We start from the raw sequence: 13,645 nt of genomic DNA, 5'->3' as shown, positions 1-13,645 counted from the left end.
CAAAGAGGAAACCGATATGCCCGTTCAACGCATCGAGAGCAATCCGCGCATGTCCGCCGCAGTCATTCATGCAGACCTTGTGTTCCTCGCCGGCCAGGTGCCGGACGACCGCGGCCTGGGTGCCGCCGGTCAGACCCGCGAGGTGCTGGCGAAGATCGACCGGCTGCTGGCCGCCGCCGGCTCCAGTCGCGAAAACCTGCTCAGCGCTCAGATCTGGCTGAAGGACATCGACGCCGACTTCGCCGCCATGAACGAGGTCTGGAGCGACTGGCTGCCAGCAGGCTGCGCACCGGCACGGGCGACGGTACAGGCGCGTCTGGCCTCGCCCGAGGTGCTGGTCGAGATCATGGTGATCGCTGCGCGCGCCTGACCACAGCGGTCTATCGTTCCTGCGCCGGCCAACCACAGTTGCAACCACCCACAATACAAACAAGAGGGAACCGCAATGAACCACCAGATCCGTAACGGCCTGTTCGGTATCACCCTGGCCGGCGTGCTCGCCAGCGCCTTGGCGAGCACCAGCGTGCTGGCGCAGGAGCGCTTCGTCACCATCGGCACCGGAGGGCAGACCGGCGTGTATTACACCGCCGGCCAGTCGGTGTGCCGCTTCCTCAATCGTGCCGAGGTGAAGCCCGCCATCAAATGCAACGCACCCTCGACCGCGGGCAGCGTGACCAACATCGTGTCGTTGCACAAAGGCGAGTACGACTTCGGCTTCATCCAGTCCGACCATCAGCACAAGGCGCTGCAGGGTCTGGCGCCCTTCGACAAGGAGGGCGCCGTCGAACTGCGCGCGGTGTTCTCGCTGCAGTCGGAGATTCTCACCGTGGTCGTTCGCAACGACAGCGGCATCACCGATCTGGCCGGGCTCGAAGGCAAGCGGGTGAACATCGGCGTGCCCGGCTCGGGTAGTCGCGACACCTTCGAGGAGGTCATGCAGGCCAAAGGCTGGACCAACGCCAGCTTCTCCCTGGCCGCGGAACTCAAACCGGCGGAAATGGCTTCCGCCTTGGGTGACAACAACCTTGACGCCATCACCTATGTGGTCGGCCATCCGAGCGGTGCGATCCAGGAAGCCTTGACCAATGTAAAGGCCAGCATCATTCCGGTGCAGGGCGCAGAGATCGACAGCCTGCTGGCCAAGGCCGATTACTACAGTGCCGTGGAAATCCCCGCCGGGCTCTACCCGGGTGTGGAAGGCGCCATTCCGTCGATTGGCGGCAAGGCCGTGCTGGCGACCACCAGCAAGACCGACCCGGAGGTGGTCTATCAGCTGGTCAAGTCGGTATTCGACAACCTCGATAGGTTCAAGCGCCTGCATCCAGCCTTTGCCGATCTAAAGGCCGAAGACATGATTCGCGTCGGACTGACTGCGCCACTGCACGAGGGCGCCGAGCGTTATTACAAGGAGAAGGGTTGGCTGTAAGCCGACGAAATCAGCGGGCGTCACTGCCCGCTGAGTACAGGCTCAGAGCTCCACGGACAGGCTAACGCTCAGGTTGCGCGGCTCACCCGGCATGATCCAGACATTGCTGTAGGAGCGCTCGTAGTAGGTCCGGTCGAAGGCGTTGTTCAGGTTCACGCCGAGGGTCAGCTTTTGCGTCGCCTTGTAGCGCGCCAGCAGGTCCACGGTCGTGTACGACGGCAACTCGAAGTCGCTATCGGCCTGCCCTGCCCGATCACCCACGTAGTTCACGGCGCCGCCAAGGGAGAGTCCGCTGAGATCACCATCGAGGAATTCGTAGGTGGTCAGCAGGCTGCCGCTGTGGCGCGGTACGTTGAGCAGCCGGCTGCCGCTGGCCAGGGTGTTGTCGCGAGTCACCTCGGCATCCACGTAGGCGTAACCAACGATCACGCGAATCGCATCGGTCAGCTGCCCGGCCAGCTGCAGGTCAATCCCGCGGCTGCGCACCTCGCCGGCGGCAATCTGAAAACCGTCGTTCGCCGGATCGCTGGTCAGGACGTTTTCCTTGGTCAGATGGAACGCTGCGGCGGTGAGCCCCAAACGGCCGTCGAACAGGTCGAGTTTGACCCCTGCCTCATAACCCACGCCTTCTTCCGGATCGAACGTGGCGCCGCTGAAGTCCGCGCCATTGTTCGGCTTGAACGACTGCGAGGCGTTGGCGAACAGCCCGACCTCCGGTATCAGCTGATAGAGCACACCGACACGAGGCGTGACCTTTTCATGAGTCTGCTCGGTGCGCCGGCCAGCAACCTCATTGTCCAGGCGTTGTTCGTAGTGGTCATAGCGGGCGCCGATGACCCCGAAGAGCTTGTCGGTAAAGCGAATCTGGTCCTGAAGGTTCAGCGCCCGGCTATGCACCAGCTCATTGCGGTTAACCGTACGCGCCGGGTTGAACGCCGGACGCGGTGTACCGTAGACCGGGTTGTAGAGATCGATGGTGCGCAGGTTGTTGGAGCGCAGCATGAACTCGCTCAGGGCGTAGCGCTCGTACTCGGTGCCGATCAACAGCTGATGCTCGATCGAGCCGGTATCGAAACGCCCGCGCAGCTCCAGCTGGGTGATTGCGTCCTGCCAGTCGTAGTCGCGATAACGCAGGTTGCGGGTCAGCGTGCGGTCGTCTCCTGCGACCTCTGCCGCTTCGGTGGCGTAGCCATCCATCCGGCCCTGCTTGTAGTGGCTGGCCAGGCGCAGCGTCCAGACCTCGTTGAGGTCGTGTTCGAGTTCGGCCTGCAGCGTTTCGTTGTCGTTGCTGATCGGCCCATCCGAGGGTTCGCCATAGAACGCTGAGCGGGACACCTTGCCCAGGTCGCCGCCGGGTGCAACCACGCCGCGATCGAAGGTCTGGCGGTTGCGCACCACCTCCGTCTGTACCAGTAATCGGGTATCCGGGCTCAATTCCCAGCTGAAGGACGGCGCGACGAACTGCCGCTCAGCCTCGCGATGATCGCGGAAGCTATTGCCGTCTTCGACTGCAATGTTCATGCGATAGAGCATGTTGCCGTCTTCATCGAGCGGCGTGTTCACGTCCAGCGCAGTGCGATAACGGTCCCAGCGACCGGCGCTAAGATCGAGACGGGCAAAGCTGTCCAGCTGCGGGCGCTTGCTGACGATATTGATCGTGCCGCCGGGGTCGCCGCGGCCGTAAAGGCTCGCCGAAGGCCCCTTGAGCACTTCGACCCGCTCGATATTGGAAGCGTCCGGTGGGTTCATGAAGCCGCGGTTGACGCTGAAACCGTCCTTGTAGAACTCTCCGGTGGTCAGCCCGCGCACGCTGTACTCGTACATGGTCAGGCCACCGAAGTCGTTCTGCCTGGCGACACCGCCGGCGAAGTCCAGCGCCTTCTCAACGCGCGGGCTGTCCAGATCCTGCAGCACGGATGCGGGAACGACGCTGATCGACTGGGGTATTTCCTCGATGGGCGTGTCGGTTTTCGTCGCGCTGCGCGAGCGGTTGGCACGGTAGCCCTGAACCGGTCCGTCGGCGCGTTCCTGATCGGCCGTGATGATGACTGAATCCAGTACCGCCGCGTCCTCTGCCACAGCCAGCGGCGCCCCCGCCAGCATCAATGCCGCTCCGCAACCCGCCCATTTCACTACCGCACTTGCGTTATTCATGCTTAAACTCAGATACCGATGTTATATCGTAACAATGCTCTCTGTTTGGCATCCGGGTGTCAATGAAACGATTCGCATCCGCTCGAGCTCGAAGAGCGCTACCGGGCGATTCCGGGTTGCCTCGTCAGCCTGTCCTTACACCGGCCAGTGCAGCTATGCGACAATGCGCGGCTGAAGTTCGGTAGCCACCCCGCATTCATCCGGCAGCAGGCGCAAACGCCCACCGTTGTCATTCACCTCAAGAATCGCTGGATCGACCAGCTCCCTGTCGGAGCGAGCTGGACCGCTGAGTATTGGTATCGGATCGGTATCAGCCTGATTCACGCAGCCACACGTCATTGATAGGTACGCCCTTGATCTCCACCGCCAACATCACCATGCAGTTCGGTGCCAAGCCGCTGTTCGAAAACGTTTCCGTCAAATTCGGCGGTGGCAACCGCTACGGCCTGATCGGCGCCAATGGCTGCGGCAAGTCGACCTTCATGAAGATTCTCGGTGGCGATCTGGAACCGTCCGCTGGCCAGGTGATGCTCGAGCCGAACGTGCGCCTGGGCAAGCTGCGCCAGGATCAGTTCGCCTACGAAGAATTCAACGTGATCGACACGGTGATCATGGGCCACGAGGAACTCTGGAAGGTCAAGGCTGAGCGCGACCGCATCTATTCGCTACCGGAAATGAGCGAAGAGGATGGTATGAAAGTCGGCGAACTCGAAGGTGAGTTCGCCGAAATGGACGGCTACACCGCAGAATCCCGTGCCGGCGAACTGCTGCTTGGCCTGGGTATTCCGCTGGAACAGCACTTCGGCCCGATGAGCGAAGTCGCTCCCGGCTGGAAGCTGCGTGTGCTGCTGGCCCAGGCGCTGTTTTCCGATCCGGATGTGCTGCTGCTGGACGAACCGACCAACCACCTGGACATCAACACCATCCGCTGGCTGGAAACGATCCTCACGGCGCGTAACAGCACCATGATCATCATTTCCCACGACCGCCACTTCCTGAACTCGGTCTGCACCCACATGGCGGACCTGGATTACGGCGAGCTGCGCCTGTTCCCGGGCAACTACGACGAGTACATGACCGCGGCGACCCAGTCGCGCGAGCAGCTGCTGTCGGACAACGCCAAGAAGAAGGCGCAGATCGCCGAACTGCAGACCTTCGTCAGCCGCTTCTCGGCCAACGCCTCCAAGGCCAAGCAGGCTACCAGCCGCGCCAAGCAGATCGACAAGATCCAGCTGGCCGAGGTCAAGCCGTCCAGCCGTATCAGCCCGTTCATTCGCTTCGAGCAGACCAAGAAGCTGCACCGCCAGGCAGTGACCGTCGAGCGCCTGTCCAAGGGCTTCGACGACAAGGAACTGTTCAAGAACTTCAGCTTCACCGTCGAGGCCGGCGAGCGCGTGGCGATCATCGGTCCGAACGGTATCGGCAAGACCACCCTGCTGCGCACCCTGGTTGGCGAACTGACCCCGGACAGCGGCAGCGTCAAATGGACCGAAAGCGCCGACTACGGCTATTACGCCCAGGACCATGCCCATGACTTCGAGGATGACGTCAGTCTGTTCGACTGGATGAGCCAGTGGACTCAGGGCGGCGAGCAGCTGGTGCGCGGCACCCTCGGCCGCATGCTGTTCTCCAACGACGAGATCCTCAAGTCGGTCAAGGTCATCTCGGGTGGCGAACAGGGCCGTATGCTGTTCGGCAAGCTGATCCTGCAGAAGCCCAACGTGCTGGTGATGGACGAACCGACCAACCACCTCGACATGGAATCCATCGAGGCACTGAACCTGGCGCTGGAGAACTACCCGGGCACGCTGATCTTCGTCAGCCACGACCGTGAATTCGTCAGCTCGCTGGCGACCCGCATCATCGAGCTGTCGGAGAACGGCGTGACCGACTTCAGCGGCAGCTACGACGACTACCTGCGCAGCCAGGGCGTAATCGTCTGATCCTCACCCTGCCCGCGTATCGCAGCGCCTTCATCGAGGGCGCTGCAGATTCATAGGCAACTCCCGGTAACGCGCGGCGCGGTGCTTCAGCTAGGTAAAGCGCCTGCCGAGAAAGTCCAGCAGCAGCGCGTTCACCCTCCCCGCCTGCTCGTTCTGAATCCAGTGGCCGCACGGCGCCAGTTCGTGCCGTTCCAGATCCGGCACCCATTCCGGCATCTTCTTCAGCGTGTAGGCCTCGAGCTCACCAACCGGGTCATGATCGCCGATCAAAAACATGGTCGGCTGCGTGATCTTGCGCCCCTGCAGCGGCTCGGTAACCTGCCAGTTGCGTTCGAAGTTGCGATACCAGTTCAGCGCACCGCGAAAACCGTGCTCGGCGAACGTCTGCCGATACACCGCCAGATCGTCTTCTGAGCACCAGTCGGGCAACGGTCCCGGTTGCATGTCGTCCTCGAACAAGGTGCCGTCGGCAGGCTTGTTCTGCAGCAACAGGTTCCTTTCCTGGTAATACATCAACAGGCGCAGGGTACGATCAATGTCGGCATCCAGTTCACGCTCGGCGCGACCGGGCTGCTGGAAATAGAGGATGTAGTTGAATCGATCACCGCTGGCTTCGCGCATGATTTCGGTCGCGGGCCGCCGCGGTCTTCCGGCGAAGGGCACCGACATGGTCACCAGCGCGGTGACCCGCTCCGGCTCCAGCAACGCGAGATACCAGGCGACCATTGCGCCCCAGTCGTGCCCGATTAGCGCCACCTGCCGGTGACCGAAATGATCCATGGCCGCACGAACGTCCTCACACAGCGTCAGCACATCGTAGGCCGAGACGTCCACTGGCGCGCCGCTGAGCCCGTAGCCACGCATCTCGGGAACGAACACGCGATAACCAGCCGCCACCAGTGAATCGATCTGATTGCGCCAGGAATACCAACACTCGGGGAAGCCATGCAGCAGCCAAACAGGCCTGCCCTCTTCGGGTCCGGCGCTATAAAGGCTGAGGGATATACCGTTCAGGTCGAGCTGGAAATGGTCCGCAGTACTGTTCATGAGGCCTCCTGACTGGAGGCCTCACTATGGCAAAGCCAGGCGCGCGTGTGCGCTGTATCAGTAGGGCGAAGGCCGCGACATCCCGCCGATGGATCAGCCCTGGGCGCTGGCCCAGTCGATCAGCCCGAACTGCCAGGTAGCCAGAATCAGCAGGCCGAAGCCGATCCGGTACCAGGCGAACGCCGCGTAGCTGTGATTGCCGATGAACTTGAGCAGCGCCCGCACTGCAAGCATCGCGAAGATGAACGAGGTGACGAATCCGACCGCGAACACGGCGAAATCGCCCGGCTGAAAGAGCTCGCGGTACTTGTAGCCGGAGTACACCGCCGCGCCGACCATGGTCGGCATGGCCAGAAAGAACGAGAACTCGGTAGCCGCCTTGCGCGACAGGCCGAACAGCAGGCCGCCAATGATGGTTGACCCCGACCGCGAGGTGCCGGGCACCAGTGCCAGGCACTGGGCGAAGCCGACTTTTAGTGCCAATGCCCAGTTCATGTCATCAACGGTTTCGGCACGAATGGTGTGATCACGCCGTTCGGCCCAGAGCATCACGACACCGCCGATCACTAGCGCGGTGGCTACGGTGATGGGGTTGAACAGGTATTCGTGGATCAGGTCGGCAAAAGCGACACCGAGGACAACTGCAGGCATGAAGGCGATCAGCAGGTTCAAGGTGAACTTCTGTGCCTGAGACTCCTTGGGCAGACCAATCACTACGTCCAGGATCTTGCGCCGATACTCCCAGATCACCGCGAGAATTGCCCCGAGCTGAATGATGATGTTGAAGGCCAGCGCCCGCTCGCCACCAAAACCGATCAGGTCCGCAACAATGATCTGGTGACCGGTACTGGATACCGGCAGAAACTCGGTTACACCCTCGACCACGCCCAGAATCAACGCCTGAATCGCAACCCAAAGATCCATCTATTCCCCTAAAGCGATGCAGCCCATCGCGACTCAATGCAACCAAGGTATATGTCAGAAAGCCATCTGGCCGGCTGTTCTGACTCGTTCGAGAGAACTAAATTCCTCTGCAAACGAAACGGGGCTCATTTTTAGCCACGGGCGGCCGAAAAGCTATACAGGGTGCCGCGAAACGACCGCAACCAGAAGGTCGACAGTGGCGCGACAGACCCACCGATCAGCCAGAACAAAACGATAAGAAAGTCCCATCAGGAGCCCTATTCATGAATCTGCTGCGCAACGTTCCCATTAGCAAGCGCCTCTGGCTGATCCCCGTGGTCGCCGTCGTCATGCTGTTCATCCTCGGCATGCTGATGATTCAGCAGGTCCGCTCCGACTTGTATCGTGGCAAGCAGGAGGCAACTCGGAACATAGTCGAGGCTGCATCCGGCGTGCTCGAGTACTACCGGGCACAGGAGACCAGTGGCGCCATGACCACGAGCGAAGCACAGAAGGCGGCCATGGAGCAGATCCGCCTGCTGCGCTACGACGGTCAGGACTATTACTGGATCAACGACCTCGGCCCGACCATGATCATGCATCCGATGCAGCCGAAGCTGGACGGCCAGGACCTGTCGAAGATCAAGGATCCGGAAGGCAAGGAACTGTTCAACGAGATGGTCAAGATCGCCCAGCGGGACGGGGCTGGTCTGGTCGACTACATGTGGGCCAAGCCCGGTGAAGCAGATCCGGTGCCGAAGATCTCCTACGTGCAGTTGTTCAAGCCTTGGGGCTGGATCATCGGCTCGGGCATCTACGTAGACGATGTCGAGCAGGAATTCTGGAACTATCTGACTCGTTTCTCCCTGATCGGCCTCTTTATCTCGGCAATCATGGCCGTGCTGGTGGCGATCCTGATCCGCAGCATCGTGCGCCCCCTGCGCCACACCATGTCGGCGATGGCGAATATCGCCAGTGGCGAAGCCGATCTGACGCGTACGCTGGATGTATCCGGCAACGACGAGCTGAGCACCCTTGGCCGTGACTTCAACCGCTTCACCCAGAAACTGCGCACCGTGGTCGGTCAGCTGTTCGAGACAGCCGGCGCGCTGGACCAATCCTCCCGTTCGCTGAGCCAGCTTTCCGGTCAGGCCCATGAGCAGAGCCAGCAGCAGATGCTGCAAATGGAGCAGGTCGCCACCGCCGTCAACGAAGTCACCTACGCCGTACAGGAAGTCGCGAAGAACGCCGAGCATGCCTCCAGCGAAGTCGGCAACGCCGAAAATCAGGCGGGCCAGGGTCAGCGCAATATCGAAACGAGCCTGCAGCAGATCGACGAGCTTTCCGCGACCATCGGCCAGGCCGTCGACGTGATTCAGTCACTGGCTGATGAAACCACCAAGATCGGTTCGGTACTGGAAGTGATCGGCTCGATCGCCGAGCAGACCAACCTGCTCGCGCTCAATGCCGCGATCGAAGCTGCCCGAGCCGGTGAACAGGGCCGCGGTTTCGCCGTGGTGGCCGACGAGGTTCGTCTGCTGGCGCAGCGTACGCAGCAATCGACTGCCGAGATACATAGCATGATCGAACGCCTGCAGAAGAACTCCGGCGCTGCGGTAAACGTGATCATGGAAAGCAATCGCGCCTCCCAGCTCACCGTAGAGCAAGCCAGCCAGGCCGGCGAGAGCCTTGGCGAAATTGCCCAGGCGCTGCGCAACCTCTCAGGCCTGAACGCATCAATCGCCAGTGCCACGCTACAACAGTCCCACGTGGTCGAGGACATCAACCAGAACGTGACCCAGGCGGCCGGGCTGGCGCAGGAAAGCACCCTGGCTGCCGAGCAGTCCAGTGAAGCTGGTAAGCGCCTTGGCGAACTCGCCGATCAGCTGAATCGTCTGCTGAGCCAGTTCAAGGTCTGATAAACCCTTTGCCTGCGGCCCGCCAGATGAGCAGCCGCAGGCACTTCGACGAAGCAGGCGCCCCGCCCCACGCTCCATCGCGGAGCACGCCCTTAGAGATTCGATACATTTCCCGTCGCGACAGGTTGTCGCACGGGATTTTTTTTGCGTCCCGCGCCGATTCCCTCACGCTGCGCATGGCGTTGCGAAGTTTTTCAATATTTACAGGGAGTTAGCTCAAAAGTACTAAGCCGACTCGGCCAGGCGTCAACGTTATACTTTTGGCTAATTGCAAAGCCCTTCAAATTTTTTCGAACTCACATGTGACTCGTCAGTCCTCTGGGTACATCAACTGCAATGTAAGGCCAACGCCAACGAGCTTGGCTGCAGGTATTTTGGGTATCACACAGAGAGACATGCCCCATGCACACCCCGCTGCGTATCAATGAAGCCCTTTTGATCACCGACCGCGCGTTCAAGCCCTTCCAGTGCGTTGCCTGGACGCTGCCCGAAGGAAACGGTGAAGTCAGCATCACCGTCGTCGACCGCGACGAGGCCCGTCTGCTAGGCCGCTGCAAGATGTCCAGCAGCGTGTTCACCGATCCCGTGAAGCTCGGCGAAACCCTGGAACAGACTCGCGCGCAGCTGAGCCGCGACGGCGCGCATCTGTCGCCCTGGCACATGCCAGAGTAACCATGGCTTGCAACGAACAAAGGCCTGCGGCGGTGCCCCAGGCCTTTTTTCATGCCCCGAATTCGGCTACGCCAACTGCTCTACTGATCCATTCGCGTGTTTAACGGTCCTAAACAACAACACGTGAAACAGGAGAAGCTCATGAAAGGTGCAGAAGCGTACGTCAACGATCAATGGCAAAGCTGCGGCCTCGCCGACCTTGCGCAAGAGCCGGGCGCCCATACCGTCACACTGCACTTCATCGTGCCGCGAGATGTCCAGATGCCGGGCCTGATCACGCATATAGGCGAAATCGCACAGCGGCACCTGAGCGACTTCTATGACGGTCGAGCCGTCAGCCACAAGCCCGCAACCGGCTCGGTGGTGGGCGACGGCAGCGGTGACGGAATCAACCTGGAATTCGAGATAGCAGCCGCGCGCTGACCGTGGTGGACGTCGGCGTCAGCTAAAGCCGAGCTTGAAGAAATCGCACCGAATGCCTGGAAGGACGATTCAAGATGACCCCCTTTGACATGCAGCGCATGCTTCTGCACGAATTTCCATTGATGTTCGTCGCCGAAGTCGCGCTGCGGGCACTGCTGGCCTTCGTTGCCGTGTTCGTCTTTCTCAAGGTCAGCGGCCGTCGCGGCATTCGCCAGCTTTCGGTGTTCGAGCTGGTGATCATCCTGACCCTCGGCTCGGCCGCAGGCGACGTTTCATTCTACGAAGACGTGCCGTTGCTGCCGGTCGCAGCGGTGTTCGCCACCCTGCTGGCGCTGTACCGCCTCACGGTGTTCTTCATGAATCGCAGCCCGCGATTCGGAGCCTGGCTCGAAGGCCGTCCCGTCACCATCATTCGCGACGGCATCTATGAGCTGCGCAGCCTCGACAGCCTGAACATTTCTGCCGATGAATTCTTCATGGAGCTGCGCCAGCAAGGGGTCGAGCATCTTGGCCAGGTCAGGCTCGGTATTCTCGAGAACGATGGCAACGTCAGCCTGTTCTTCCATGAGGACCACGCGGTACGCCCTGGATTGTCCGTCCTCCCGCCGGAGTACCGACCGGTCTTCCACCAGGTGCCGGCGGCCGGTATGTACGCCTGCAGCCGCTGCGGCTTCCCCCAGGCGCTGGAAAGCCAGCAAAGCCAACAATGCCCGCGGTGTTCCAATCCAACCTGGTCGAAGGCGCTTTCCACACAGAGATCGCGCTGATACACGGTCAGAACCGCCATCCTGCTGGCCGGTCAGTTGTTAGAGGCGCCGGAACCCGCTTCCTGGTTACGCCTTCTCTACTCACTGCAGCAGGAGCACACCATGCTTGGCGACTATTCATCGATCAACGATCACCTCGATACCGCGCGCAAACATGCCGATCAGGCTGAAACCGAAGCCAAACCCGAGCTCTATCGCGAAGCCATCGACGAGCTGGTCGCAGCCATTCGATTGCTGATGCGCAACAGCAACGAAAAGGACAGTTGAGCCCATCCAAAAGCCTCGCCGGTCGCTACCCCGGCGAGGCCATAGCGGGAACGGTCATACATGCGCAACGACATCCTGATGGACGACCCGGTGCCTCTGGCCGAGGGCACTCGCCCTGTTCCTGCCGATGAGACCGGCGACACCGGTACGCTGCTGTGCCCAACACTGCCGCCGGACCTGCATTACGTCGATGATTCCCAGCCAGGCATCCGCCGCAGGCGACTGCGCGGCAAGTTCGTCTACTTCGAGCCGAACGGCGAGCGCATTCGCGATGAGGCGGAAATTCGTCGCATCAACAAGCTGGCGATTCCACCCGCTTATCGTGACGTTTGGATATGCCCGGATGCTCAAGGGCATCTTCAGGCGACCGGGCGCGACGCCCGTGGACGGAAGCAATACCGCTATCACACGCGTTGGCGAGAGATTCGCGACAGCGACAAGTACGAACGAATGCTCGAGTTCGGTGAAGCCTTGCCGAAACTGCGCCGCGATCTGGAAAAACACCTGGCTAGACCCGGCATGGCGCGTGAGAAGGTCATGGCCCTGGTGGTCATGTTGCTGGAGTCGACCTTGATCCGGATCGGCAACTCGCGCTATGCGAGGGACAACCGATCCTACGGGCTGACGACCCTGCGTACGCGTCACGTGAATGTCAAAGGAACCTCGATCCGCTTCCACTTTCGAGGCAAGAGCGGCGTGGAGCACGAAGTCACCCTGCGCGACCGTCGGCTGGCCAGGCTGATGCGCAGCTGCATGGAGCTGCCGGGCCAGCAGCTGTTTCAGTACCTGGATGAAGATGGTCAGCGCCGCGCGGTCAGCTCCAACGACGTGAACCTTTATCTTCGCGAGATGACCGGTCGCGACTTCACTGCCAAGGACTATCGCACCTGGGCCGGAAGCGCGCTGGCACTGGAACGGCTACGCAAGCTGGACGCATCCACGGAAGCCGTCGCCAAGCAGAATCTGGTCGAGACGGTGAAGCAGGTCGCCAGCCAGCTGGGCAACACCCCTGCGGTCTGCCGCCAGTGCTACATCCACCCGGCGATTCTGCAAGCCTTCAGCGCAGGCGAGCTGGCTGATGTGCGCGCCGCGCGCAAACGCAAGTGGCTCAGCGCCGAAGAGGTTGCGTTGCTGGCTTTTCTCCGCAAAGCGGCGGGCTGAAGCGCTAGTGCTGATGCAGGGTGACGCGATTGCGACCGGCCGCCTTTGAGGCATAGAGCGCCGAATCGGCCCATTCGATCAGTTGCGCATGACTGTGGGTGGGGACGCTGAGGTCCGCAACACCCAGACTGATGGTGAAGCGAATGCGGTGCTGCTCGTGCTGAACCTCGCGGCTCTCCACCGCATGCCGCAAACGCTCCGCAAAGGTCATTGCACCCTGTTTGTCGGTATCCGGTAGCAGTACCACGAACTCTTCACCGCCGTAGCGGCCAGCCACGTCCGAATCGCGCAGATTTTCGCGAATCAGCTCCGCGACCTGCTGAATCACGGTATCGCCGACCTGATGCCCATAGGTATCGTTGATCGCCTTGAAGTGGTCGATATCGAACATGACCAAAGCCGCCTGGCTGTCATAGCGGCGATGACGAGCGTAATCCAGGCGGAGCATCTCTTCCCAGTGCCCGCGGTTGTAGAGCCCGGTCAACCGGTCAGTGCTGGACAGGCGCTGCAACTCGGCATTCGCCGCCTGCAACTGGCGGCGGTTCACGGCGACATCGGTGACGTCATAGATGATCAGGCACACCTGGTCGATGCTGCCGTTGACGCCCTTGAGAGGCAGCAGCGTGGTGTTCTGGTACATGAAGTCTTCCAGCCCGGTGATCGGCTGGTAGTTCTTGAAGCGCAGCAGATAAGGGCGCTGCTCCCAGATGGTGAAAGATGGCGTACCGAGGGTCATCACGCTTTCCACCTTCCGGCGGAACCAGTCTTCATCGACTTCGGGAAACAGCGTGAAGAACGACCGATTGCGCGCATTCTCCGGCTGCAAGCCGGAACGGTTTTCCATGAAGGTGTTCCAGACCTCGACACGGTAGTCGCGGTCCAGCACGACGACGCCCACGTCGATGCTCTGGACGATCGCCAGCAACCAGTGAAGCTCGTTCAACTCGGCAGAATTGCTCATGC

The 13,645-nt window shown here is 61.1% G+C and carries 13 protein-coding genes; 9 read left to right on the top strand and 4 right to left on the bottom strand.

Annotation, left to right across the window (positions count from 1 at the left end; translation table 11 throughout):
• The first annotated feature begins 16 nt into the window (after window positions 1–16).
• Together F753_RS36255 and F753_RS36250 are read left to right on the top strand one after the other, a co-directional pair.
• Window positions 17–370 (top strand): RidA family protein, encoded by a 354-nt coding sequence (locus F753_RS36255; protein ID WP_023445322.1) that lies wholly within the window; start codon window positions 17–19, stop codon window positions 368–370.
• 75 nt (window positions 371–445) lie between these two features.
• On the top strand, window positions 446–1,426 hold the full coding sequence (locus F753_RS36250; RefSeq protein ID WP_023445321.1) for a TAXI family TRAP transporter solute-binding subunit: 981 nt from the start codon (window positions 446–448) through the stop codon (window positions 1,424–1,426).
• 42 nt (window positions 1,427–1,468) lie between these two features.
• Here the strand turns inward: F753_RS36250 and F753_RS36245 are convergent, their stop codons facing one another.
• Complete coding sequence (locus F753_RS36245; protein WP_023445320.1) at window positions 1,469–3,529, bottom strand: TonB-dependent siderophore receptor; 2,061 nt, start codon at window positions 3,527–3,529, stop codon at window positions 1,469–1,471.
• Window positions 3,530–3,933: 404 nt separating this feature from the next.
• Here F753_RS36245 and F753_RS36240 point away from each other — a divergent pair, with 404 nt between their 5' ends.
• Window positions 3,934–5,523: an ABC-F family ATPase gene (locus F753_RS36240; protein WP_014820158.1), complete on the top strand. Its 1,590-nt coding sequence runs from the start codon at window positions 3,934–3,936 to the stop codon at window positions 5,521–5,523.
• A gap of 90 nt (window positions 5,524–5,613) precedes the next feature.
• Here F753_RS36240 and F753_RS36235 read toward each other — a convergent pair whose 3' ends face one another.
• Window positions 5,614–6,570: an alpha/beta fold hydrolase gene (locus F753_RS36235; RefSeq protein ID WP_023445319.1), complete on the bottom strand. Its 957-nt coding sequence runs from the start codon at window positions 6,568–6,570 to the stop codon at window positions 5,614–5,616.
• A 93-nt stretch (window positions 6,571–6,663) separates the two neighbouring features.
• Window positions 6,664–7,494, bottom strand: coding sequence for an undecaprenyl-diphosphate phosphatase (locus tag F753_RS36230; protein WP_023445318.1), 831 nt, complete (start codon window positions 7,492–7,494; stop codon window positions 6,664–6,666).
• A 263-nt stretch (window positions 7,495–7,757) separates the two neighbouring features.
• On the opposite strand from F753_RS36230, the gene F753_RS36225 reads away from it, so the two are divergent.
• The 6 genes from F753_RS36225 (at window position 7,758) to F753_RS36205 (ending at window position 12,682) form a co-directional block, all read left to right on the top strand.
• Entirely contained in the window at window positions 7,758–9,392 is a 1,635-nt protein-coding gene (locus F753_RS36225) for a methyl-accepting chemotaxis protein (protein ID WP_014820155.1), read from the top strand.
• A 402-nt stretch (window positions 9,393–9,794) separates the two neighbouring features.
• Window positions 9,795–10,064 carry a hypothetical protein gene (locus tag F753_RS36220; protein WP_003300411.1) on the top strand — a complete coding sequence of 90 codons (270 nt, stop codon included), beginning with the start codon at window positions 9,795–9,797 and terminating at the stop codon, window positions 10,062–10,064.
• A gap of 141 nt (window positions 10,065–10,205) precedes the next feature.
• A complete protein-coding gene (locus F753_RS36215) occupies window positions 10,206–10,487 on the top strand; it encodes a hypothetical protein (RefSeq protein ID WP_023445317.1) in 282 nt (93 codons plus the stop codon).
• A gap of 74 nt (window positions 10,488–10,561) precedes the next feature.
• Window positions 10,562–11,254, top strand: a complete 693-nt coding sequence (locus tag F753_RS36210) for a DUF421 domain-containing protein (protein WP_023445316.1) — start codon at window positions 10,562–10,564, stop codon at window positions 11,252–11,254.
• Window positions 11,255–11,356: 102 nt separating this feature from the next.
• Window positions 11,357–11,521 (top strand): hypothetical protein, encoded by a 165-nt coding sequence (locus F753_RS49720; RefSeq protein WP_003300414.1) that lies wholly within the window; start codon window positions 11,357–11,359, stop codon window positions 11,519–11,521.
• A 60-nt stretch (window positions 11,522–11,581) separates the two neighbouring features.
• Window positions 11,582–12,682, top strand: a complete 1,101-nt coding sequence (locus F753_RS36205; protein WP_023445315.1) for a DNA topoisomerase IB — start codon at window positions 11,582–11,584, stop codon at window positions 12,680–12,682.
• Between the two features lie 4 nt (window positions 12,683–12,686).
• Here the strand turns inward: F753_RS36205 and F753_RS36200 are convergent, their stop codons facing one another.
• Window positions 12,687–13,643 (bottom strand): sensor domain-containing diguanylate cyclase, encoded by a 957-nt coding sequence (locus tag F753_RS36200; protein ID WP_023445314.1) that lies wholly within the window; start codon window positions 13,641–13,643, stop codon window positions 12,687–12,689.
• Between the last annotated feature and the right edge of the window lie 2 nt (window positions 13,644–13,645).

This window comes from Stutzerimonas chloritidismutans AW-1 (genome assembly GCF_000495915.1).
Lineage (GTDB): Bacteria > Pseudomonadota > Gammaproteobacteria > Pseudomonadales > Pseudomonadaceae > Stutzerimonas > Stutzerimonas chloritidismutans.
This window is presented reverse-complemented; position numbering and strand designations above follow the sequence as displayed.